This window comes from Streptomyces sp. NPDC001750 (assembly GCF_042892615.1).
Lineage (GTDB): Bacteria > Actinomycetota > Actinomycetes > Streptomycetales > Streptomycetaceae > Streptomyces.
On the sequence record NZ_JBIAUE010000001.1, the window covers coordinates 85,066 to 108,663 of the forward strand.

The following is a 23,598-nucleotide window of genomic DNA, read 5'->3' on the forward strand; positions in this document are numbered from 1 at the left end:
CACGGACGGCCGGGCGGCCCAGGGGTCCCGCGGGCACGGAAGGCCGGGCTCCGACAGGCACGGCCCAAAGGTCCCGGCGGGCACGTGCGGCCGGGCGGCCCGGCGCCCCCAGCACCGGGCGGTCCGAGCTCCGGTGGGCACGGCCCAGGTGTCCCGGCCCCGGGGCCCCGCAGGCACCGACGGCGCGGGACCTCCCGTAGGCGCGGCCCCGCGTTCCGAGGGCCGTGGAATCCGATGCGAAACCGGCGGGAAGCCGGCGGGAAGCCGGCCGTTCGGGCCGGGAGCGGGCCCGGTTCGGTCAAGAGCGGTTCGGTTCCCGTTCGGCCGTGTGGCATCGAACTCACCCCAGACGTCACCCAAAGGGCGTGTCCCGCACCCGCTTCCTGCCATCCGGCGACCTACGTTGTCACGGTGGAGCAGCCCAGAACACGTCCCCCGCAGCGCCCGCGGCGCGGCCAGTCCCAGCAGGCCCCGCCGTCCCCGCAGGGCACCATCGACGAAGCCGCCACCGTCTACCGGGTGGTGGACGCGAAGCCGGGTGGCCGGTCCCGGCCGGTGCCGCCCGTCGTTCTCGCGCTCCGCAGGCTGCCCAATCCCCGGCTGACCGGCATCGGCGCGGGTCTCTTCGCCGCCGCCGTCATGTTCGCGCTGGCGTGCCTCGCCTCGCTGCTGTTCGACGGCTCGGCGACCGTGTACGGCGTGCTGTTCCTGCCGGTCAGCGCGCTGACCGCGCTGTGGGTGCGGCCCGCCGACCTGGTGACCGCCCCGATCATCGTGCCGATCGCGTTCGCCGTCGGGATCATCCCGATCTCCGGCGGTGAGGGAGGTTTCGCCGGTCAGACCATGGCGCTCGTCACCGCCCTCGCCGTGCACGCGGGCTGGCTGTACGGCGGCACGCTCGTCGCCGGGCTCATCGCGACCGTGCGGAAGGTACGGATGATGCGCCTGCGGCAACGGCAGCGCCGGGAGATGTCCGCCGCGCAGGCGCCCCGCGACCCGAGGGAGACGCGCCGGCCCCGGCGCTGACCACGACCGTGGCCGTTGCGTAGACCCTCTGGCCGTTACCGAGGCCGGGACCTTTCGGCCCCCGAGGCCGGGGCGGAGCTCCCGAGCCGGGCTCGGGGGCGCGCTCGGAGGTCGGTGCGCGCTCCTTGCCGGGGCGTACGCACGCAGGGTGTACGCCTGCGGGGGCGCTCGCGTATGGCTCACGGCTCGTACCCGGCCGCCCGGCGGGCGGCACCGTACGCCCGGCCCCTCGCCCGCCCCCGCGGCCCCTCCGGCTTCCGCGCCGCTACGCCCCGTCCGATCTACGCCCTGTCCGACGCCGCCATCGCCGCGCCCACGATGCCCGCGTTGTTCTGCAGCTCCGCCGGCACCATCTCGGCCCGGACATGTTCGATCAGCGGCAGGAACTTGTCGGCCTTGCGGCTGACCCCGCCGCCGATGATGAAGAGCTCGGGCGAGAACAGCATCTCCACGTGCATCAGATACTTCTGCACCCTGCGCGCCCAGTGGTGCCAGCCGAGGCCCTCGTCCTCCTTGACCTTGGTGGAGGCGTGCGTCTCCGCGTCGCGGCCCTCCAGTTCCAGGTGGCCCAGCTCCGTGTTGGGCACGAGCCTGCCGTCGGTGAACAGGGCGCTGCCGATCCCCGTACCGAACGTCAGCATGATCACGGTTCCTCCGCGGCCCCGCCCCGCGCCGAACGCCATCTCCGCGATGCCCGCGGCGTCGGCGTCGTTCAGGAGGGTTACGGGCAGGCCGAGCCGGTCGCTCAGGATCCGGCGGGCCTCCGCGTCGATCCAGCTCTTGTCTACGTTGGCCGCAGAGCGGGTGCACCCGTCGGTGACGACGCCGGGGAACGTGATGCCCACCGGCCCCGACCAGTCGAAGTGGCCGACCACCTCGGCCACGTGGTCGGCCACGTCCTTGGGCGTGGCCGGGTGCGGTGTGAGTACTTTGTAGCGCTCCTGCGCCAGGTCTCCGCGCTCCAGGTCAACGGGAGCGCCCTTGATCCCGGATCCGCCGATGTCCACGCCGAAGATCTCCATGGAATCCACGGTACGGGCAGGCGGCCCGGGCCACTTCCCGGAGCGCGCAACGGCCACGGCCGCCACGGCCGCCACAGCCGCCCTGCGCCCGTAGGCGGCACCGGCGGCTCCGGCGGCTCCGCGCGCTTCTGCGAACTCATCCTCGTCGGTGGCCCCGCCGCTTCGGCGGGTCCGACCGCATCGATGGTTCCGCCCCTTCGGTGGCTCCGCCGGCTTCGGTCGGAGCTACTTGCCCTCGACCAGCTCGGCGGCCTCGGCCCGCAGGTCGCGGCGGAGTTCCTTCGGCAGCGAGAACGTGATGGACTCCTCGGCCGCCTTCACGATCTCCACGTCCTCGAAGCCGCGCCGCGACAGCCACTCCAGGACGCCGTCGACCAGCACCTCGGGAACGGACGCGCCCGAGGTGACGCCGACCGTGGAGACACCCTCCAGCCACGCCTCGTCGATCTCGTCGGCGAAGTCGACCAGGTGGGCGTCGCCGGCACCGGCGCCGAGGGCGACCTCGACCAGGCGGACCGAGTTCGAGGAGTTCTTGGAGCCGACGACGATCACGAGGTCGGCGTCAGCGCCCATCTGCTTCACCGCGGTCTGCCGGTTCTGCGTGGCGTAGCAGATGTCGTCGCTGGGCGGCGAGACCAGGAGCGGGAACTTCTCCTTGAGCGCGCCGACCGTCTCCATCGTCTCGTCGACGGAGAGCGTGGTCTGGGAGAGCCACACGACCTTCGACGGGTCGCGCACCTCGACGTTCGCGACGTCCTCGGGGCCGTCGACCAGCGTGATGTGGTCGGGGGCCTCGCCGGAGGTGCCGATGACCTCCTCGTGGCCCTCGTGGCCGATCAGGAGGATGTCGAAGTCCTGCTGCGCGAAGCGGACGGCCTCCTTGTGGACCTTGGTGACCAGGGGGCAGGTCGCGTCGATCGTGGCGAGCTTCCGCTCGGCCGCCTCCTGGTGCACGGTCGGCGCGACGCCGTGCGCGGAGAACATCACGATCGAGCCCTCGGGGACCTCCGCCGTCTCCTCGACGAAAATCGCGCCCTTCTTCTCCAGGGTCTGTACGACGTACTTGTTGTGGACGATCTCGTGGCGTACGTAGACCGGGGAGCCGTACTGCTCCAGGGCCTTCTCCACGGCGATCACGGCACGGTCCACGCCCGCGCAGTAGCCACGGGGAGCGGCGAGCAGGACGCGGCGAGGTGTCGGAGCAGTCATGGGCCCCATCGTAAGGCCGCGCCGGACGGGCGGAAGATCGACGGGGTCGCCAGACTGATGCGTACGCGATCTGGTGCGTACGCGATCGACGGAGGGCTCATGTCGGGGACCGGAGGCGGCAGCGGCGACGGCGGAGGCAGCGGCGGCGTCGGCGCGGAGGTGAAGGGCGCGCACCAGGAGCCGGGCCGACTGCGGCGGACGCTCGGATTCCGGGATCTGGTGGTCTACGGACTCCTCTTCATCGCGCCGATGGCGCCCGTCGGGGTGTTCGGGACGCTCGACGCGAAGTCGGGCGGCGCGGTCGCGCTGGTCTACGTCGCGGCGACGGTCGTGATGGCGTTCACGGCCTTCAGCTACGCCCAGATGGTGCGCGTCGCCCCGCTGGCGGGTTCGGTCTTCGCCTACGCGCGCAAGGGGCTCGGGGAGGGAGCAGGGTTCGTCGCGGGGTGGATGGCGATGCTCGACTACCTCCTGATCCCGGCCGTCGCCTACCTCTTCTCCGGGATCGCGCTGAACGCTCTCGTGCCGTCGGTGTCGCGATGGGTGTGGACGGCGCTCGCCGTCGTCGTGACCACGCTGCTCAATCTGTGGGGCGTACGGGCCGCCGCCCGGGTCGGGTTCGCGGTCCTGATGATGGAGATCTTGGTGCTGCTGGTGTTCCTGGTGTCGGCGGTGGCGGTGCTCCTGCGGAGCGGGGCGCAGCGCGGGTGGCTGACCCCGTTCACGGGCGACTCCGGTTTCGCCCTGTCGGCGGTGCTGGGCGCGGTGTCGGTCGCGGTGCTGTCGTACCTGGGCTTCGACGCGATCGCCTCGTTCGCCGAGGAGGTGACGGGCGGCTCGGCGAAGGTGGCGCGGGCGGTGCTGTTCTGTCTGGTGCTCGCGGGCACGCTGTTCGTGGCGCAGGGGTACCTGGCGGCGCTGCTGGAGCCGATGACGTCGGCGGAACTGGCCACCGATCCGGCCGCGCAGGGGTCGGCGTTCTACGACACGGTGGACGCGTCGGTCGGGACCTGGCTGCACGATCTGGTGGCGATCAGCAAGGCGGTCGGGGCGGCCTTCGCGGCGCTGGCGGGGCAGGCGGCCGCGGGACGTCTGGTGTTCGCGATGGCCAGGGAGCGGCGGTTGCCGTCGCTGCTGTCCAGGGTCGATCCGCGGTCGGGAGTACCGCGGTTCGCGATCCTGCTGACAGCGGCGATCGCGCTGGTGGCCGCCGTGTGGGCGGCCCGGCGCCCCGACGGTCTCGACCATCTGGTGTCGGTCGTCGACATCGGGGCACTGACGGCGTTCGTGCTGCTGCACGCGTCGGTGGTCGGCTGGTTCGCCGTACGCCGGATGGCGGGGCCGCCGAGCTGGTGGCGGCATGTGCTGGTGCCGGTGGTGGGTGCGGGGGTGCTGGTCGCGGTGATCATGGCGGCGACCGCGAGCGCCCAGGTGGTGGGGGTGTGCTGGCTGGGAGTGGGGTTGGTGGTGCTGGCGGTGCAGTGGGGGCGGCGACCGGCGTGACGGAGCCGCACACCCCGCTCCCGACGGCTGTACGTCCCGGCGGATGTACGCCCCCACGGCTGTGCGTCCCGGCGGATGTACGCCCCCACGGCTGTGCGTTCCGACGGACGCACGGTGCGGCATTCGGACGGGGCGGGAGCGAGGTGGGGGACGGTGACGGCGTGGCCGGTTCGCGGGCGGCCGATTGTCGGTGCCGACGGATACGCTCACTCGCATGGCTCTCCAAACGTCCGCCGAAGCTCCGCTGCCCGTCGGCGAGGTATCGCGGCTCATCGGTGGCTGGATCGACCGGCTCGGGGCGGTCTGGGTCGAAGGACAGATCACCCAGCTGTCACGGCGGCCCGGCGCCGGTGTGGTCTTCCTGACGCTGCGCGACCCCTCGCGGGACGTCTCGCTGGGCGTGACGTGCTTCCGCCAGGTCTTCGACCGGATCGCCGACGTGGTGACGGAGGGGGCGCGGGTCGTCGTCCTCGCGAAGCCCGAGTGGTACGCGCCCCGCGGACAGCTGTCACTGCGGGCCACGGAAATACGGCCGGTCGGCGTCGGTGAGCTGCTGGTCAGGCTCGAACAGCTGAGGAAGTCGCTGGCCGCCGAGGGGATCTTCGCGCTCGACCGGAAGAAGCCGCTGCCGTTCCTGCCCCAGCTGATCGGGCTGGTCTGCGGGCGGGCCTCGGCCGCCGAGCGCGATGTGCTGGAGAACGCCCGCCGCCGTTGGCCCGCCGTGCGGTTCGAGGTGCGGAACACGGCCGTGCAGGGGGTGCACGCGGTCAATCAGGTGGTCCAGGCCGTGAAGGAGCTGGACGACCTCCCGGACGTCGACGTGATCGTCGTGGCCCGGGGCGGCGGCAGCGTGGAGGACCTGTTGCCGTTCTCGGACGAGCAGCTGATCCGTACGGTCGCCGCGTGCCGTACGCCGGTGGTGTCCGCGATCGGTCATGAGCCGGATTCCCCGCTGCTCGACCTGGTCGCGGACCTGCGCGCCTCGACGCCGACGGACGCGGCGAAGAAGATCGTGCCCGATGTGGGCGAGGAGCTGGACCGGGTGCGGCAGCTGCGGGACCGGGCGTTGCGGTCGGTCCGGGGGCTGCTGGATCGGGAGGAGCGGGGGCTGGCGTACGCGCTGGCCAGACCGTCGATGGAGCACCCGCAGCGGATGGTGGACGAACGGGAGTCGGAGATCGACGCCCTGGTCGGACGGAGCCGACGGGTGCTGGGGCATCTGTTGGACCGGGCGGACTCGGAGCTCGCCCACACCCGGGCGCGTGTGGTCGCGCTGTCGCCTGCGGCGACCCTGGAGCGCGGATACGCGGTGCTGCAGCGCGCGGACGGCCACGTGGTGCGGGCCCCCGAGGACGCGGGACCTGCGGGTGAGGTGCTCCGGGCGCGGGTGTCGGGAGGCGAGTTCGCGGTGCGGGTGGCCGAGTGAGCTCCGGCCGTGCCGCGCCACGAGGAACCACGCCGTGCGGGCCCGCACCACGACGGGCAGGAGAACACCGCACGCCCTCGGCGCGGTGCGCGGACGGCGGCGATGACGGACGACGAGGTCGAGGGCCCGAGGCGGGCCGGAACGTAGGGTGGGGCATATGACGGACGACGGGGCCGCGACGGCCGGTGCCACGGGCACGCTCGGATACGAGCAGGCCCGTGACGAGCTGATCGAGGTGGTACGCCGCCTGGAGGCGGGCGGTACGACGCTGGAAGAGTCCCTCGCTCTCTGGGAGCGGGGCGAGGAGCTGGCGAAGGTGTGCCGGCACTGGCTGGAGGGCGCCCGCGCGCGACTGGACGCAGCCCTGGCCGGACCGACCAGCCCCCAGAAGGCCGACGACGCGCCCCTGCGGGACGGTGGCGGCGCGGCGGGCGACGACGACTGAGCTCCGGTGTCCGAGGGCGTCCGGGAGCGGACGAGGATGTCCGGGGCCGCCGCGGGCCCCGGATGCCCCGCGCCGACACACCCTGCCGGGCCCTGACACCCTGGCCCGTCCCGCGGACGCTGCCCGCGTCCTGTGGAACGGATCACTCCCCTCCGAGTTTAGTTGAAAGTTAATACACCTCTGCCTTACGGTGTTCCGCGTTGCACGAACCACGCGCACAACCCGGAAGGCATCACCGCACCATGTCCCTCGTTCTCGACCCCGCCGCGCAGGACCTCCTCTTCCGTGAGGCCCGTACCGCCAACACCTTCACCGACGAGCCGGTCACCGATGAGCAGGTCCAGGCGATCTACGACCTGGTCAAGTACGGCCCCACCGCGTTCAACCAGTCGCCGCTGCGCGTCGTCCTCGTCCGCTCCGACGAAGCCCGCGCGCGCCTCGTGAAGCACATGGCCGAGGGTAACCAGCCGAAGACCTCCACCGCCCCGCTGGTCGCGATCCTGGCCACGGACAACGAGTTCCACGAGGAGCTTCCGGCCCTGCTGCCGCACTTCCCGCAGGCCAAGGACGCCTTCTTCGCCGAGCGCCCGGTCCGCGAGTCGTCCGCCGCACTCAACGGCTCGCTGCAGGCCGCGTACTTCATCCTGGGCGTCCGCGCCGCCGGCCTGGCCGCCGGCCCGATGACCGGCTTCGACGCCGCGGGCATCGAGAAGGAGTTCCTGGACGGCGACCACAACGTGCTGATGGTCGTCAACATCGGCAAGCCGGGCGAGGACGCCTGGTTCCCGCGTCTGCCGCGCCTCTCCTACGACGAGGTCGTCACGACCGTCTGATCGCGCGACGCGGACAGGAAGAAGGCCCCGGAGCAGCGCCGCTCGCTGCCGATCCGGGGCCTTTCCATGCGCCCATACACGTCTCGGGGCCTCCCTGAGCGCCCTGCGGGCCCGGAGCGCGGCTCGGGGGCGCCCCAAGCACTCCGCCGCGCAGGGACGCCGGAGGGCGACGCGCCGGGAATCCCGGCAGGTGCGGAATCCTGACGGATCAGGGATCCGGCGGGCCAGGGCTCCCGGCGAGTCAGGATTCCTTGAGCGCGGCGGCCATCTCCGCCAGCCGCTCCGTCGGGGCGGACCCCGTCACCACCGTGGTCGCGTCCTTGCCCCGGAGCACGAGGGCGTCGTACTTGTCGCCCTTCCAGTGCTGCCACGCCTCACCGGCGACCTGCCGGGTGCGCCCGGTGTTCCTGGCGTTCTGGCTGACCTCGGTCACGTACTTCTCCGCCAGGGAGGTGGACTGCTCCACCGCGACGTACTTGCCGTCCGGGTCGAGGAAACCCAGGTGCCAGCTGTCGCCGTTCTCGCGGTCGTAGCTGACCGAGGTCGGCTTCCAGTCCTTGGCGAGCCCGTCCGGGGCGGCCACTGGGTACGGCGCCGCGCGCCGCGCCGTCACCAGCTCCACCCGGTAGTCGATCGCCTTGACCGGGTTGGCGTTCTCGTCATGCGGAACGAAGATGTAAACGAGCCCTGCCGTGCCGGTGGCCACCGCCATCGACAGGAACATCCCCCGCACCGTCTGCTTGCCTCGCTTGCTAGCCACGGGTCCATGGTCGCATCAGGGACGACGGACCCGCCGCTCGGGTCAAGCGCTCAAAAGTGACCCGGTCTGCTCATTTTATCGACCTGGCGATAGAGTCATTGCACCCTCTTCCGGTCGTCGCCGTACAGAAAGGTGCGCTCCGATGTCCGAGCATCATCTGCCGTCCCAGCTCGAGGTCTCCCCGGAGGCCCCCGACCGCAACCTCGCCCTGGAGCTGGTCCGGGTCACCGAGGCCGCCGCCATGGCGGCGGGGCGCTGGGTCGGCCGCGGGGACAAGATCGGCGCCGACGGGGCCGCCGTGAAGGCCATGCGAACCCTCGTTTCCACCGTGTCGATGAACGGCGTCGTCGTCATCGGCGAGGGCGAGAAGGACGAAGCCCCCATGCTGTTCAACGGGGAGCGCGTCGGTGACGGCACGGGCCCCGAGGTCGACATCGCGGTGGACCCGATCGACGGCACGACGCTCAACGCCAAGGGCATGCCGAACGCGATCGCCGTGCTGGCCGCCGCCGACCGCGGCGCCATGTTCGACCCGTCCGCGGTCTTCTACATGGACAAGCTGGTCACGGGACCCGAGGCCGCCGACTTCGTCGACATCAACGCGCCCGTCTCGGTGAACATCCGCCGTGTCGCGAAGGCGAAGAACTCCTCCCCCGAGGACGTCACCGTCGTCGTCCTCGACCGCCCGCGCCACGAGGGCATCGTCAAGGAGATCCGGGAGACCGGCGCCCGCATCAAGTTCATCTCCGACGGCGACGTCGCGGGCTCGATCATGGCCGCCCGCGAGGGGACCGGCGTGGACCTGCTGATGGGCATCGGCGGCACCCCGGAGGGCATCATCTCGGCGTGCGCCATAAAGTGCCTCGGCGGTGTCATCCAGGGCAAGCTCTGGCCGAAGGACGAGGCCGAGCGGCAGCGCGCCCTGGACGCCGGGCACGACCTGGACCGGGTGCTGTCCACCGACGACCTGGTCAGCGGCGACAACGTGTTCTTCGTCGCGACCGGCATCACGGACGGCGAGCTGATGCGCGGCGTGCGGTACCGCGCGGAGACGGCGACCACCGAGTCGATCGTCATGCGGTCCAAGTCCGGCACCATCCGGAAGATCGACTCGACGCACCGGCTCTCGAAGCTTCGCGCCTACAGCGCGATCGACTTCGACCGCGCGAAGTAACCCCCCCTTCCCCGCGGACCCGGTGGGTCCGGCCCGTGGGCCCGTTCCCGAACGCAGGGGACGTACGCGAAGAGGCGCCCCTACTGTGCGGTGGGGCGCCTCTTCGCGTGCACGAGGGTGCCCGCGCGCGTGGACGGGCTCGCTCCCCGGCCGTCCGCTCGCCGGCCCTGCGCGGCCGTGTGCCCGTCAGCCCGCCGCGGCGACGCGGTTCGGCGCCCCGGTGGACGCCGACGACGCCTTCAGCTCCATCTCGCGCCGCCTGCGCCGGGCGAGCACCACGCGGCGCTCGGCGGCGGTGAGACCGCCCCACACGCCGTACGGCTCCGGCTGTATGAGCGCGTGCTCCTGGCACTCGACCATCACCGGGCAGCGCGCGCAGACCCGCTTCGCGGACTCCTCCCGCGCGAGTCTGGCGGCGGTCGGCTCCTTCGACGGAGCGAAGAACAGCCCGGCCTCGTCGCGGCGGCACACCGCCTCCGAGTGCCAGGGGCCGGCCTGGTCCTCCCGAGCGGGAATGCGCTGGGGAGGAACGGCGGCGACCTGCAGGGGCTGATGCGGCAGTTGCAGCACGGTCTACTCCTGACGACGGCTTCGGAGCGAGAAGACGATGCAGCAGTCCCTACCCGCTGTGCGTGCGCCTATGCACTGAGTGGCCCTCGGTTCCGGGCCTCACACGTGCCTCTGGTCAGGGATTTGGCCGAATTTCGAAGGCGATCCGAAGGCGATTCCGGGGCGTTTCGAGGACGATCCGAGGGTCGGTTCCGGAGCGCTTCCGAAACGGCCCGGAAGCGGCTCGAAGCGACCCGGAATCGGTTCGGAGGTGCCTTGGAAACGCCTTGCGAGCCGCTCGGATGCGCCTTGGAGGCAGCCGGAGGTGTTTCGGAGGTGGCGCACCGGGGTCCGGGAGGAGTTCCGGGAATTCCGAACGGATCCCTCCCGCACGCCCCGCTCCGCCGCCTCAGCCCAGGTGTTTGCGCATCTGCTTGCGCAGCCGGTCCTGGAGGTCCTCGATGAACTTCCCACGCTTGGGCTTGGCGTCGACGCTGCCGAACACCGAATATCCGTTGACGACGACCACGGGCGCCTCGGGGTCGGCGGATTCCAGCGTGGAGACCTCGAAACTGCCGAAGACACCGGTGCCGCCGCCGCGCAGCGAGATGTTCTCGGGGACCCTGATGTCGACGCTGCCGAAGACGGAGGTCGCGTTGATCACCGTGAGCCTCTGGCCGAAAAGTGCCTCCGTCAGATCGATCTCCACACTGCCGAAGAAGGCGAAGGCGTTCGTACGGCCGCCGACCCGCCAGCGCCCCCTGCGGGTGGAACTGCTGAAGATCGCCACGAGGCTCTCCGCCGGGCCGCCCGGACCCGCCGCGTCCTCCTGGCCCTGGACGCCGGGGGCGACGGTCGGGCGGGCGCCGCCGGGCGCGGGCAGATCCCGCACCAGCGGTTCGAGTTCACCCACGGTCTTGGCGCGATAGACCGCGTCGACCCGCTCGGAGTGTTCCTCGGCGGTGAGCCGGCCCTCGGCCATGGCCTCGCGCAGGATGTCCGCGATCCGGTCACGGTCCGCGTCGGAGGCGCGGATACCGGCCGGCTCGGCCGGGGCTACGGGCTTCTGGGGGTGCTTTTCGAGGTCCACCGCCCCAGCGTACCGAAACGCGATAGATCGCGACTACCCCTTGCTCCGCCCCGCCGTGTCGCGTCCATGCCCACATCCATGAAACCCCTGGCCGGCCACACCGCGTGCGCGCCGTCCGCGACGTCCCCGCCGAGGGCCGTTTCGCCAACGCCGCGTCCGCACCCGCGCGCCCCCTCTCGGACAGACGCCCGCACCAGCCCTCCCGGGCAGGCGTCCGGACGAAACCCTTCGGGCGGAGGCCGGGACTGAGCCCTACCTCACAGCTTCGGCGTCCGTACGGGGTTCTACCCTGGTGGATGCGCTGCCCGAGGGAGGCCAGCGCCGTCTGCCGAGTGAGGAATGGCCGTAATGCCAGAGTTTGCGTACTCCGATCTGCTCCCCCTGGGAGAGGACACCACGCCCTATCGTCTGGTGACCTCCGAGGGTGTCTCCACCTTCGAGGCCGACGGTCGTACGTTCCTCAAGGTCTCCCCGGAGGCGCTGCGCACCCTGGCCGCCGAGGCCATGCACGACATCTCGCACTACCTGCGCCCCTCCCACCTCGCGCAGCTGCGGCGGATCGTGGACGACCCCGAGGCGTCGTCGAACGACAAGTTCGTCGCGCTCGACCTGCTGAAGAACGCGAACATCGCCGCCGCGGGCGTCCTGCCGATGTGCCAGGACACCGGAACCGCGATCGTCATGGGCAAGCGCGGGCAGAACGTGCTCACCGAGGGCGGTGACGAGGAGGCGCTGTCGCGCGGCGTCTTCGACGCCTACACCAAGCTCAACCTGCGGTATTCGCAGATGGCTCCGCTCACCATGTGGGAGGAGAAGAACACCGGCTCCAACCTGCCCGCGCAGATCGAGCTGTACGCCACCGACGGCGGCGCGTACAAGTTCCTCTTCATGGCGAAGGGCGGCGGCTCGGCCAACAAGTCGTTCCTGTTCCAGGAGACGAAGGCCGTACTGAACGAGACCTCCATGATGAAGTTCCTGGAGGAGAAGATCCGTTCACTGGGCACGGCCGCCTGCCCGCCCTACCACCTGGCGATCGTCGTCGGCGGCACGTCGGCCGAGTTCGCGCTGAAGACCGCGAAGTACGCCTCCGCGCACTACCTGGACGAGCTGCCCGCCGAGGGCTCCCCCACCGGCCACGGCTTCCGGGACAAGGAGCTGGAGGAGAAGGTCTTCGAGCTGACGCAGAAGATCGGCATCGGCGCCCAGTTCGGCGGCAAGTACTTCTGCCACGACGTACGCGTCGTCCGCCTCCCCCGCCACGGCGCGTCGCTGCCGGTCGCGATCGCCGTGTCCTGCTCGGCGGACCGCCAGGCCGTCGCGAAGATCACCGCCGAGGGCGTCTTCCTGGAGCAGCTGGAGAAGGACCCGGCGCGCTTCCTGCCGGACACCACGGACGAGCACCTCGACGAGGCGGGTGCCCGCGGCGAAGCCGCTGAACGGCAGAGTGTGAAGATCGACCTCAACCGGCCGATGGACGAGGTCCTCGCCGAGCTGACCAAGTACCCGGTCAAGACCCGGCTCTCGCTGACCGGTCCGCTGGTCGTGGCCCGCGACATCGCGCACGCCAAGATCAAGGAGCGGCTGGACGCGGGCGAGGAGATGCCGCAGTACCTGAAGGACCACCCGGTCTACTACGCGGGCCCGGCGAAGACCCCCGAGGGGTACGCGTCCGGCTCCTTCGGCCCGACCACGGCCGGCCGCATGGACAGCTACGTCGCGCAGTTCCAGGCGGCGGGCGGCTCCAAGGTGATGCTCGCCAAGGGCAACCGCTCCAAGCAGGTCACCGACGCCTGCGAGGCGCACGGCGGCTTCTACCTCGGCTCGATCGGCGGCCCGGCGGCGCGCCTCGCGCAGGACTGCATCAAGAAGGTCGAGGTCGTCGAGTACGAGGAGCTCGGCATGGAGGCGGTGTGGCGGATCGAGGTCGAGGACTTCCCCGCGTTCATCGTCGTCGACGACAAGGGCAACGACTTCTTCACCGAGCCGGCCGCCGCGCCGACGTTCACCAGCATTCCGGTGCGAGGCCCCGGCCTCGCCTGACGCCCCGGGAAGAACACACGCCCGGACGCGGAGGAGCACGCCCCTTCGCGCGAACACGACACTGCGAGCCCGAGTGCCACGTTCGCGCGACAGGGGCCGTCCCCGCGTGCGGGCATGGAGCCACGAAGGTACGGAAGTACGGCAGCACGACCGCCGCGCACCCCGGTCATGAGCGCGCGCCCCCACGACCGGGGGCGCGGCGGCGCGCGTTCCGGGGTGCGCGGCTGCATGCGTTCGGGCATGCGCGTTCGGCATGCGTTCCGGCGTACGCGTTCGGCGGGCGTACGGCCCTCCGCCGGCCCGGAGGATCCCGGGGCCGGCCCGTGGGCCCCGGCCGCGGCCGGAACACGGTCCATGTGACGAGGGTCCGACGGCGGGACGCCGTCCCGCGCCCACCCCCGAACCGGCCATGACGGGTGGGCGTCACCAGCGATCATGTACGGCAAGTTTCAGCCAATTTCGCGGCGGTCCACGCGGGACCGGTCACCCGGCCGGGCACAGGGGCGCGCGTCCGGTACGCGCGCCCCCCGCCGACCTTCGGGACCCCCCTCGAACCCCCTCCGTACGGGCGCCGCGCGCCCTTGCACGCCCCGGTCCCGGGCTCCCCGGCGGCCGGTCCGGCACCGCCGCTTTCACGCAGCGGGGCGTGCCGGGGACTTGCGCCGTACCGGGCCCCTGCGGTGGGTTGTCGAGGGCCCCGACGTGCTCGGCGCTCCGCGGTCGCGGGGAACCGGGAGCCCTCGCCGGGAACCCGTAGCCGGAAGAAGTCCCGGAAACGGAAGAAGTCCCGGAAAACAGCAGCCCAGCCGCCACCCCCCACACCCGGACCGCACCCGACCCGCACCTAGCGGCCGGACGCGGCCCGGGCACTGTCACCTCACCGTCGAACACCGGAAAGGCGGACGCCGTATGACGCCGCTTCCCCACCGCAGCCACGCCGACGACCTGCTGTCCTTCATCAAGGCCAGCCCCTCCCCGTATCACGCGGTGGCCTGCGCCGCCCAGCGCCTGGAGAAGGCCGGCTTCCGAGAGCTGCGCGGCACGGACGACTGGACGGGCACGACCGGCGGCTGCTTCGTCACCCGCGGCGGTGCCCTGATCGCGTGGTACGTCCCCGAGGGCGCCCCCGCCCACACCCCCTTCCGGATCGTCGGCACGCACACCGACTCGCCCAACCTGCGGGTCAAACCCACTCCCGACACCGGGACGGCGGGCTGGCGGCAGGTCGCCGTGGAGGTGTACGGCGGCGTCCCGCTGAACACCTGGCTCGACCGCGATCTCGGCATCTCGGGGCGGCTGGCGCTGCGCGGGCCCGGCGGCACGGTCGAGTCCCGGCTCGTCCAGATCGACGAACCGCTGCTGCGGGTGCCCCAGCTGGCCATCCACCTGGACCGCACGGTCAACGAGGGGCTGGCCCTCGACCGGCAGCGCCATCTCGCCCCGCTGTGGGCGCTCGGGGCGCCCGAGGAGGGTGCGCTGCTGCGCCGGGTCGCGCGGACCGTGGAGGCGGACCGGGAGGACGTGCTCGGCTGGGACCTGATGCTCCACGACGTCCAGCCGCCCGGATACCTGGGTGCGGACCGGGAGTTCGTGGTGTCGGCGCGGCTGGACAACCTGGTGTCCGTGCACGCCGGTGTGACGGCGCTGGCGGCCGCGGCGACCGCGCCCGACGAGCCCGCGTACATCCCCGTCCTGGCCGCGTTCGACCACGAGGAGGTCGGCAGCGGTTCGGAGACGGGCGCGCAGAGCCCGCTGCTGGAGCGGGTGCTCAACCGTTCGGTCACCGCGCGCGGCGGCGGCTCGGAGGACTGGGCCAGGGCCCTGTCCGGCGCGTTCTGCGTGTCCTCCGACATGGCGCACGCCGTGCACCCCAACTACGCGGAACGGCACGATCCGGGTCATCAGCCGCTGCCCAACGGCGGCCCGACGGTGAAGGTCAACGTCAACCAGCGGTACGCGACCGACAGCACGGGCATGGCGGTGTTCGCGGCGGCGTGCGAGCGGGCGGGCGCGCCATGGCAGCCGTTCGTCTCCAACAACGCGATGCCGTGCGGCACGTCCATCGGCCCGCTCACCGCGGCCCGGCTGGGCGTCACGACGGTCGACGTCGGAGTACCCGGGCTGTCCATGCATTCGGCGCGCGAACTGTGCGGGGCCGCCGATCCCGGTCATCTGGCCGCCGTCCTGGGCGCGTTCATGGCATCCGACTGACATCTGGCGGTCGACCGCGCGGACCCCGGCCGCGCAGGGGCCCGGCACGGGCCCGAAGGGCCTGCGGCGCCCGGTCGGCACACGGGAGGGGTGGGACGGTCCGGACCGCCCCACCCCTCCCGCCGCTGTCATCGCGTCACGGCGTCATCGCCTCACGACGTCAGGCGAACCGCTGGTTCGCGCTACCGTCGCAGTTCTGCAGCCGCAGCGTGTCCCTGGCCGACGCGAGCGTCAGGCAGAGCCCCGTCGCGGCGGCCGGACGCAGGGTGCCCGCCTCCGCTACGAAGCGCTGGTTGGCCGCGCCCGAGCAGTTCCACAGGATGAGCCGGGCGCCCGCCTTGTAGTCGGCGGCCGGCACGTCCAGGCAGCGGTCGTGGCTCAGCTCCGTGCGCAGGCTCTTCGTAACGGAGTCGTACCACCAGCCCTGGTTGCGGCCGCCGTGGCACTCCCAGCCCGCGATCGTGGTGTCGTTGCGGGTCACCGAGGCGGGGACGTCCACGCAGGTCCCCGTGGCCTGGTTCCTGAGGGGCTCGAAGACGTCGTCCCACGCCACCGGTTGGAGCGTCGGCTTCCCGGTGCTGGCCGGATCGGCGCAGCTCGCCTCGCGCAGGCCCGAGTCGTAGAGCTGGGTCAGGCAGGAGGCGAAGGCTGCGTGGCCGCGCGCGTTCGGGTGGAAGGACTGCCGGACGGAGTTGGCGTCCGGCGGGAAGTGCCCCAGGTCGATGTACAGACCGCGGGCCCAGGTGTCCTCGCTGCACACCTCGTGGCCGTGGAACAGCCGCGAGTTGTCGAGGTAGACGGCCCCGGTGTCGGCCGCGACCTTCCGCATGCCGCGCTCGAAGGCGGGCACGGCGACGTTGCGGCCCCAGGCGGCGTCGGAGTCGTAACCCGCGCAGCCGCCGGGCAGCTTGCCGGGGAAGTTCGGGTTGTCGTAGAAGTCGGGGCCGATCGGGCTCGGGTATCCCATGACCACGAGCTTGTAGTCGTTGTCGCGGTACCCGGCACCGGACATGACGGTCCGCAGGTCGCGCACCGTCTTCTCGACCTTGGGGACGAGTCCGTCGACGCGCTGCTGCCAGCCGCCCTCGTACGTCGGCTGGCAGGTGCCCTTGGAGAGGATCCAGCGCTCGACGCAGTCGGTCATGACCGGGCCGAACTGGAGGTCGTCGTTGGCCCCGGCGACCAGCAGGATCATCTTGATACGGGTGTTGCGGGCCTTGACGGCGAGGTTGTCGCTCTGCACGAGTTCGTCGGCGTACTGCTTCGAACCGCCGATGACGATGTTGCCCGTGTACGCGCCCGAGCAGGCGACGTTGTAGGTGACGTCGGCCGCGATGCCGGTGCGGTGGATGGCGGAGTCGGGCGAGCGGTGACACCAGTTGTCGGGGCCGTTGGTGCCCGACTCGTACGTGCCGACGCCCTCGCCGGAGATCTCACTGTCGCCGAGCGAGATCAGTCCGGTCTTGCGCTCGGCGAGGGGGCGCTCGGCCGGGTCGCCGTACAGCTTGACGGCCTCGGCGGCCCGGATGGCCTCCAGTTCCGGGGAGAGGGGTGTGGATGCGGTGGTGCCGGCGGCGGACCGGTCCGCCGCGCCCGCCGGCCCCGCCGCGACGGCCAGGCCGCCGAAGGCCGCCGCCATGGCCGCGGCGGTCGCGACCATGCGGCGGAGTGTGTGTCTGGTGCGCTGCACTGCGCCTCCCGGGGGTTGTTGTTACCCCCGGTATTTACTGGTCGGTAGCCGTCTTGGGAATAGACGGAACAAGATAAGTGCTCACCTTCTTCAGGAGGTTGCATTCATGGACGACGCACAGACCCCGGCACCGGACTCCGCGCGGGCGCCCGCGCAAATCCCCTCGGGGAGGGCCGCACAGGCCCCCGCCGACGGCACCGACTTCCGTGTCGAGCACGACTCGATGGGCGAGGTGAGGGTGCCCGCGGACGCCAAGTGGCGGGCCCAGACGCAGCGCGCGGTGGAGAACTTCCCGGTCTCCGGGCAACGCCTGGAACGGGCCCACATCGAGGCCCTGGCCCGGATCAAGGCGGCCGCCGCCGAGGTCAACGCCGAGCTGGGCGTGCTCGACCGGGACATCGCCCGGGCCGTCCGGGAGGCCGCCGAGGAGGTCGCCGAGGGCCGCTGGGACGCGCATTTCCCGGTCGACGTCTTCCAGACCGGGTCCGGCACCTCGTCCAACATGAACACCAACGAGGTCGTGGCCACCCTCGCCACCGAGCGCCTGGGCCGCCCGGTCCATCCGAACGACCACGTCAACGCCTCGCAGTCGTCCAACGACGTCTTCCCCTCCTCCATCCACATCGCCGCGACCGCCGCCGTCACGCACGACCTCGTCCCGGCCCTGGACCACCTCGCCACCGCGCTGGAGCGCAAGGCCGCCGAGTTCGCGACGGTCGTGAAGTCGGGGCGCACCCATCTCATGGACGCCACGCCCGTCACCCTGGGACAGGAGTTCGGCGGCTACGCGGCACAGATCCGGTACGGGATCGAACGGCTGCGCGCCTCCCTCCCCCGCCTCGCCGAGCTGCCGCTGGGTGGCACGGCCGTCGGCACCGGCATCAACACCCCGCCCGGCTTCTCCGCCGCCGTCATCGCCGAGGTCGCCCGTGTCACCGGGCTTCCGCTCACCGAGGCCCGCGACCACTTCGAGGCGCAGGGGGCGCGGGACGCCCTCGTGGAGACCTCGGGCCAGCTGCGCACCATCGCCGTCTCGCTCACCAAGATCTCCAACGACCTGCGCTGGATGTCCTCCGGGCCGCGCACCGGCCTCGCCGAGATCGCCCTGCCCGATCTCCAGCCGGGTTCGTCGATCATGCCGGGGAAGGTGAATCCGGTCGTCCCCGAGGCCGTCCTGATGGTCGCCGCCCAGGTGACGGGGAACGACACGACGGTCGCCGTCGCGGGCGCGGCGGGCAACTTCGAGCTGAACGTCATGCTCCCGGTCATCGCGAAGAACCTGCTGGAGTCGGTCCGGCTGCTGGCCAACGCCTCGCGGCTGCTCGCGGACCGCACGGTCGACGGGATCACCGCGAACGTGGAGCGGGCCAGGGAGTACGCCGAGTCCTCGCCGTCCGTCGTCACCCCGCTCAACAAGTACATCGGCTACGAGGAGGCGGCGAAGGTCGCCAAGAAGTCCCTGGCCGAGCGCCGGACGATCCGCGAGGTGGTGCTGGAGTCGGGCTACGTCGAGCGGGGCGACCTGACGGTGGAGCAGCTCGACGAGGCCCTGGACGTGCTGCGCATGACCCGTCCCTGAGGTCCGCGGCAAAGGGGTCCGTCGCGTCTTCGGGAGGGGCCGGCGACGGGCGGCACCTCTCGGGCCTGTTCCGAATCCGCCCGCGGCGTCGCGGCGTCCGGCACCGTCGCCTCCCGCGTTGTCGTCGGTCGCCGACGCCCCGCGTCGACTCCCTCCTCCGCCTTGGATTCGACGGTGCCGGACGCCGCTCCTCGCTCCACGGACCAACTCAGAACAGGCCCTAGGATCTGCCCATGGCAGGCACCGGATACAACGAGCACTGGGCGCCGGGGGACCAGATCCTGTGGCGCTACCGCGGCAACGTCCCGCCGCCGCGGGACGGGAACGGGGACGACGGGACGGACCGCGCCCCCGGACCGGTCCACATCTGCCGCCCCGTCACCGTCGTGCAGGACACCGACGAACTGCTCGCGGTGTGGGTGGCGCCCGGCACCGAGTGCGTGAAGCCGGTCCTGACGGACGGCACCGACGTGCACGACGAGCCGCTCGCCACCCGCTACACCGCCCCGCGCACCACCGCGCGCTCGCCCTGGCTCGGCAATGGTGTGCTGAAACTCGCCCGTCCGGGTGAACCCTGGTCGATCTGGCTGTTCTGGGAGAGCGGCTGGCAGTTCCGCAGCTGGTACGTGAACCTGGAGGAGCCGCGCACCCGCTGGGCGGGCGGCATCGATTCCGAGGACCACTTTCTCGACATCTCCGTCTACCCGGACCGCAGCTGGGTCTGGCGCGACGAGGACGAGTTCGCCCAGGCACAGCGGGTCGGGCTGCTGGCCCCCGGGACCGCGCGACGGGTGCGGGAGGCGGGCCTGGCCGCCGTCGAGGTGATCCGGGACTGGGGCACGCCGTTCCGTGACGGCTGGGAGCACTGGCGGCCGGATCCGGGCTGGCGGGTTCCGGCCCTCCCGGATGACTGGGACCGTACCCCCACGCACATGGCGTCATGAGACCCTTGTCGCACCCCAGGGGGGCAACCGTAGGATCGTCCTCCGAAGTGCCGCACGGCTCCAACCGGAGCGCGCGGCACCGGACCTGACCACAAGTCACCGCACGGGCATCACGCACTGCATGAGCTGTATGGGCCACATCAGTCGTATGAATCGTATGAGCCACTACGAGGGGGTGGAGACGTGCCCGGTGTCGCCCGCCCCGTCGCCGGAAACGTTGTCACCGGACCACTCCACGGGTATCCGGTTTCGGCCCCTCGTTCGGGGGCATCCGGTGACAGCCGTTGTTTTCGCCGCTCTTGCCGGGGCAAAGTAGCGCCCCACGAGGTGATTGCCTCATACAACCGGCCCGGACGGACGGAATCCCACGCGTGACGGAGCATCCCACCTCCCACGAAGGCCGGCAGCCTCTCGCCGCACGGCCGCAGGAACGCACCCGGCCGCGGCAGCAGGACGCCGCGCCGGCCGCCTCCCATGCCTCCGCCGCGATCCCCGGCCCGGCCGCCGCACCGGGCGCGGCCGGGAATCCGGTGGCCGCCGCGGCGGCGGCCGGACCCGACCCGCTGGCCACCGCCCGCCGCGAGGGCGACCGGCTGCGTTTCGTCGGGGCCGCCACCCGGCGGATCGCCCGCGGCATCGACCTCGACGAGATCGTGCTGGGGCTGTGCCGGGCCAGCGTGCCGACGTTCTCCGACGCCATACTCGTCTATCTCCGCGACCCGCTGCCGGTCGGTGACGAGCGGCCGGTCTCCCCGTTCGTGCTGCGGCTGCGCCGCTCGGACCGGCTGCGGCTGCACGAGGACGAGACCGACACCCCGTCCGAGATCGAGCGGCTGCGCCTGCCGGTCGTCGACCCGCACGGCGATCTGCCGCCCGCGGCCGAGCTGTGCGAGGTCCGCTCGGGCGGCGCGCTGGCCGAGGTGCTGCGCGGGGTGCGGCCGGTCTTCGGGGACTCCGCGGCGGCCCGCGCGGCGCTTCCCGAGCTGCTGGGCGCCGACCGGTCCGTTCCCACCGGGCATCGCGCGATCCTGGCCCCGCTGCGCGGCCGACGGCGGGTGATCGGCGCCGCCGTCTTCCTGCGCGGTGCGGAACGGCCGGCCTTCGAGTCCAACGACCTGCTGGTCGCGGCCCAGCTCGCCACGCACACCGCACTCGGCATCGACAAGGCCGTGCTGTACGGACGCGAGGCGTACATCGCCGACGAGCTCCAGCGCACCATGCTGCCCGACTCGCTGCCGCAGCCGACCGGCGTCCGCCTCGCCTCCCGCTATCTCCCGGCCGCCGAGACGGCCCGGGTCGGCGGCGACTGGTACGACGCGATCCCGCTGCCCGGCAGCAGGGTCGCCCTGGTCGTCGGCGACGTCATGGGCCATTCCATGACCTCCGCGGCGATCATGGGGCAGCTGCGCACCACCGCGCAGACCCTGGCCCAGCTCGACCTGCCGCCGCAGGAGGTGCTGCACCACCTCGACGAGCAGGCGCAGCGCCTCGGCAGCGACCGCATGGCCACCTGCATGTACGCGGTGTACGACCCCGTCGCGCACCGCATCACCATCGCCAACGCCGGGCATCCGCCGCCCGTCCTGCTGCACCTGGGCGGCCGTGCCGAGGTGCTGAAGGTGCCGCCCGGCGCCCCGATCGGCGTCGGCGGGGTGGACTTCGAGGCGGTCGAACTGGACGCACCGGCAGGTGCCACCTTGCTCCTGTACACGGACGGTCTGGTGGAGTCCCGGCTGCGGGACGTCTGGACCGGCATCGAGATGCTGCGCGAACGGCTCGCCGCCACCGCCCGGCTGACCGGCCCGGACCACTCGCCGCCGCTGGAGGCGCTGTGCGACGACGTCCTGGACATGCTCGGCCCCGGTGACCGGGACGACGACATCGCGCTGCTCGCCGCCCGGTTCGACGGCATCGCGCCCAGCGACGTCGCCTACTGGCACCTGGAACCGGAGGAGACCGCCCCGGGACGGGCCCGCAGGCTGGCCCGGCGGGCGCTGAGCCGGTGGGGGCTCGATGAGCTGTCCGAGTCGGTGGAACTGCTGGTCAGCGAGGTGGTCACCAATGCGGTCCGTTACGCGGAGCGACCGGTGACGCTGCGGCTGCTGCGCACCGACTTCCTGCGCTGCGAGGTCGGGGACGACGCCCCGCAGCTGCCCCGGCAGCGCCGGGCCCGGGACATGGACGAGGGCGGGCGCGGCCTGTTCCTGGTGAACCGACTGGCCAGACGGTGGGGAGCGACACGGCTGTCGACCGGCAAGGTGGTCTGGTTCGAAATGCCGGCCCGGAACCCGTAGAACGCGATCCGGAACGGCGGGCCGCGCGGCCCGCGGTTCCGGGCGGACGGCCCGGCGCGGAGAGCCCTGCACGGACGGTAGCGAAATGTTGCCGACCTCCTGTCGGCGGAGTTGACTTCAGTCGTGGACAAGGCGACCTGAACGAAGCCCCCACCGACGGGAGGACGCTCGTGTCCGACGAAACGAAGACCAGGAACACCCCCTACACCACGAACAATGCCGGAATCCCGGTGGAGAGCGACGAGCATTCGCTCACCGTGGGCTCCGACGGTCCGATCCTGCTGCAGGACCACTACCTCATCGAGAAGATGGCCCAGTTCAACCGGGAACGGGTCCCCGAGCGGGTGGTCCACGCCAAGGGCTCCGGCGCCTACGGCTTCTTCGAGGTGACCAACGACATCAGCCAGTTCACCAAGGCCGACCTCTTCCAACCGGGCAAGCGGACCGCGATGCTCGCCCGCTTCTCCACGGTCGCCGGTGAACAGGGCTCCCCCGACACCTGGCGCGACCCGCGCGGTTTCGCCCTGAAGTTCTACACGGAGCATGGCAACTACGACATGGTCGGCAACAACACGCCGATCTTCTTCGTACGCGACCCGATGAAGTTCCAGGACTTCATCCGCTCGCAGAAGCGCCGCCCGGACAGCGCGGTGCGCGACCACGACATGCAGTGGGACTTCTGGACGCTCTCCCCCGAGTCCGCGCACATGGTGACGTGGCTGATGGGCGACCGGGGCATCCCGAAGACCTACCGCCAGATGAACGGCTACAGCTCGCACACCTATATGTGGGTGAACGCGGGCGGCGAGCGGTTCTGGGTCAAGTACCGCTTCAAGACCGACCAGGGCATCGACTTCTACACGCAGGACGAGGCCGACCGGATGGCCGGCGTCGACGGCGACGTCCACCGCCGCGACCTGTACGAGTCGATCAAGCGCGGTGACCACCCGAGCTGGACGCTGTACGTCCAGATCATGCCGTTCGACGACGCCCCGGACTACCGGTTCAACCCGTTCGACCTCACGAAGGTCTGGCCGCACGCCGACTACCCGGAGATCGAGGTCGGCCGGATGACGCTGAACGAGAACCCGGAGGACTTCTTCGTCCACATCGAGCAGGCGTCCTTCGAGCCGTCGAACCTGGTGCCGGGCATCGGTCCGTCGCCCGACAAGATGCTGCTCGGCCGGCTGTTCTCGTACCCGGACACGCACCGCTACCGGATCGGCCCGAACTACGCGCAGCTGCCCCCGAACCGCCCCCGGTTCGGCCGCAACTCCTACGCGAAGGACGGCCCCATGCGGTACGAGCCCGCGCGCACCGGAGCGGTCTACGCGCCGAACTCGTACGGCGGTCCGGCCGCGGACACCGAGCGCTTCGGCGACCCGGCGGGCTGGGCCACGGCGGGCGAGATGGTGCACGAGGCGTACAAGCTGCACAGCGAGGACGACGACTGGGGCCAGGCGGGCACGATGGTGCGCAAGGTCCTGGACGACGCCGCCCGCGACCGGCTGGTGTCCAACATCTCCGGCCATCTGCTGGAGGGCGTGAGCGCCCCGGTCCTGGAGCGCGCGCTCCAGTACTGGCGCAACGTGGACAAGGACCTCGGCGACCGGGTCGCCAAGAAGGTCGACGGCGGCTGATTCCTCCGTCCGCCGGACGAAGGAGCACGGCGCGAGAAAGGCACGGGGCGGGGGGGGGGGGGCCCGGGGGGGGGGGGGCCCCCGGGGGCCCCCCGCCCCCCCGCGCCCGGCCCGGGCCGCCCCGGGGTGGCCCGGGGGGTGGATGGCCGCGGGGACGCCCGCA

General features: G+C 71.8%; 18 protein-coding genes. 12 read left to right on the top strand and 6 right to left on the bottom strand.

What is annotated here, in order from left to right; genetic code table 11:
- The first annotated feature begins 411 nt into the window (after nucleotides 1-411).
- A complete protein-coding gene (locus ACFYY6_RS00365) occupies nucleotides 412-1,026 on the top strand; it encodes a DUF6542 domain-containing protein (protein ID WP_351518374.1) in 615 nt (204 codons plus the stop codon).
- Nucleotides 1,027-1,307: 281 nt separating this feature from the next.
- On the opposite strand, the gene ppgK is transcribed toward ACFYY6_RS00365, so the two are convergent.
- A complete protein-coding gene (gene ppgK / locus ACFYY6_RS00370) occupies nucleotides 1,308-2,048 on the bottom strand; it encodes a polyphosphate--glucose phosphotransferase (RefSeq protein WP_351518376.1) in 741 nt (246 codons plus the stop codon).
- Between the two features lie 225 nt (nucleotides 2,049-2,273).
- A complete protein-coding gene (locus ACFYY6_RS00375; protein ID WP_351518378.1) occupies nucleotides 2,274-3,266 on the bottom strand; it encodes a 4-hydroxy-3-methylbut-2-enyl diphosphate reductase in 993 nt (330 codons plus the stop codon).
- Between the two features lie 90 nt (nucleotides 3,267-3,356).
- Here ACFYY6_RS00375 and ACFYY6_RS00380 point away from each other — a divergent pair, with 90 nt between their 5' ends.
- From ACFYY6_RS00380 to ACFYY6_RS00395, 4 genes are all read left to right on the top strand, one after another.
- The gene (locus ACFYY6_RS00380) at nucleotides 3,357-4,760 is read left to right on the top strand and encodes an APC family permease (RefSeq protein WP_388648343.1); all 1,404 of its coding nucleotides are present in this window, start codon (nucleotides 3,357-3,359) and stop codon (nucleotides 4,758-4,760) included.
- Nucleotides 4,761-4,974: 214 nt separating this feature from the next.
- A complete protein-coding gene (gene xseA / locus ACFYY6_RS00385) occupies nucleotides 4,975-6,186 on the top strand; it encodes an exodeoxyribonuclease VII large subunit (RefSeq protein ID WP_351518381.1) in 1,212 nt (403 codons plus the stop codon).
- A 157-nt stretch (nucleotides 6,187-6,343) separates the two neighbouring features.
- Entirely contained in the window at nucleotides 6,344-6,631 is a 288-nt protein-coding gene (locus tag ACFYY6_RS00390; RefSeq protein WP_351518383.1) for an exodeoxyribonuclease VII small subunit, read from the top strand.
- Between the two features lie 242 nt (nucleotides 6,632-6,873).
- Entirely contained in the window at nucleotides 6,874-7,464 is a 591-nt protein-coding gene (locus ACFYY6_RS00395) for a malonic semialdehyde reductase (RefSeq protein ID WP_351518384.1), read from the top strand.
- 241 nt (nucleotides 7,465-7,705) lie between these two features.
- Here the strand turns inward: ACFYY6_RS00395 and ACFYY6_RS00400 are convergent, their stop codons facing one another.
- Nucleotides 7,706-8,224, bottom strand: coding sequence for a DUF4245 domain-containing protein (locus ACFYY6_RS00400; protein WP_351518386.1), 519 nt, complete (start codon nucleotides 8,222-8,224; stop codon nucleotides 7,706-7,708).
- Nucleotides 8,225-8,366: 142 nt separating this feature from the next.
- Here ACFYY6_RS00400 and glpX point away from each other — a divergent pair, with 142 nt between their 5' ends.
- A complete protein-coding gene (gene glpX, locus ACFYY6_RS00405; RefSeq protein WP_360111918.1) occupies nucleotides 8,367-9,398 on the top strand; it encodes a class II fructose-bisphosphatase in 1,032 nt (343 codons plus the stop codon).
- A gap of 186 nt (nucleotides 9,399-9,584) precedes the next feature.
- Here glpX and ACFYY6_RS00410 read toward each other — a convergent pair whose 3' ends face one another.
- A complete protein-coding gene (locus ACFYY6_RS00410) occupies nucleotides 9,585-9,968 on the bottom strand; it encodes a WhiB family transcriptional regulator (RefSeq protein ID WP_351518389.1) in 384 nt (127 codons plus the stop codon).
- A 388-nt stretch (nucleotides 9,969-10,356) separates the two neighbouring features.
- The gene (locus ACFYY6_RS00415) at nucleotides 10,357-11,037 is read right to left on the bottom strand and encodes a DUF1707 domain-containing protein (protein WP_073781738.1); all 681 of its coding nucleotides are present in this window, start codon (nucleotides 11,035-11,037) and stop codon (nucleotides 10,357-10,359) included.
- 339 nt (nucleotides 11,038-11,376) lie between these two features.
- Between ACFYY6_RS00415 and ACFYY6_RS00420 the strand changes: the two genes are divergently transcribed.
- Both ACFYY6_RS00420 and ACFYY6_RS00425 read left to right on the top strand, forming a co-directional pair.
- A complete protein-coding gene (locus ACFYY6_RS00420; RefSeq protein WP_351518390.1) occupies nucleotides 11,377-13,077 on the top strand; it encodes a fumarate hydratase in 1,701 nt (566 codons plus the stop codon).
- 909 nt (nucleotides 13,078-13,986) lie between these two features.
- Entirely contained in the window at nucleotides 13,987-15,288 is a 1,302-nt protein-coding gene (locus ACFYY6_RS00425; RefSeq protein ID WP_351518391.1) for a M18 family aminopeptidase, read from the top strand.
- A 160-nt stretch (nucleotides 15,289-15,448) separates the two neighbouring features.
- Here the strand turns inward: ACFYY6_RS00425 and ACFYY6_RS00430 are convergent, their stop codons facing one another.
- Complete coding sequence (locus ACFYY6_RS00430) at nucleotides 15,449-16,948, bottom strand: ricin-type beta-trefoil lectin domain protein (protein ID WP_388648350.1); 1,500 nt, start codon at nucleotides 16,946-16,948, stop codon at nucleotides 15,449-15,451.
- Nucleotides 16,949-17,084: 136 nt separating this feature from the next.
- On the opposite strand from ACFYY6_RS00430, the gene ACFYY6_RS00435 reads away from it, so the two are divergent.
- From ACFYY6_RS00435 to ACFYY6_RS00450, 4 genes are all read left to right on the top strand, one after another.
- Nucleotides 17,085-18,557: a class II fumarate hydratase gene (locus ACFYY6_RS00435; RefSeq protein WP_351525710.1), complete on the top strand. Its 1,473-nt coding sequence runs from the start codon at nucleotides 17,085-17,087 to the stop codon at nucleotides 18,555-18,557.
- Between the two features lie 233 nt (nucleotides 18,558-18,790).
- Nucleotides 18,791-19,501, top strand: coding sequence for a DUF402 domain-containing protein (locus tag ACFYY6_RS00440; protein ID WP_351525709.1), 711 nt, complete (start codon nucleotides 18,791-18,793; stop codon nucleotides 19,499-19,501).
- A 371-nt stretch (nucleotides 19,502-19,872) separates the two neighbouring features.
- Nucleotides 19,873-21,795, top strand: coding sequence for a SpoIIE family protein phosphatase (locus ACFYY6_RS00445; protein ID WP_389191047.1), 1,923 nt, complete (start codon nucleotides 19,873-19,875; stop codon nucleotides 21,793-21,795).
- 170 nt (nucleotides 21,796-21,965) lie between these two features.
- A complete protein-coding gene (locus ACFYY6_RS00450) occupies nucleotides 21,966-23,435 on the top strand; it encodes a catalase (protein WP_351525707.1) in 1,470 nt (489 codons plus the stop codon).
- Nucleotides 23,436-23,598: the final 163 nt, after the last annotated feature.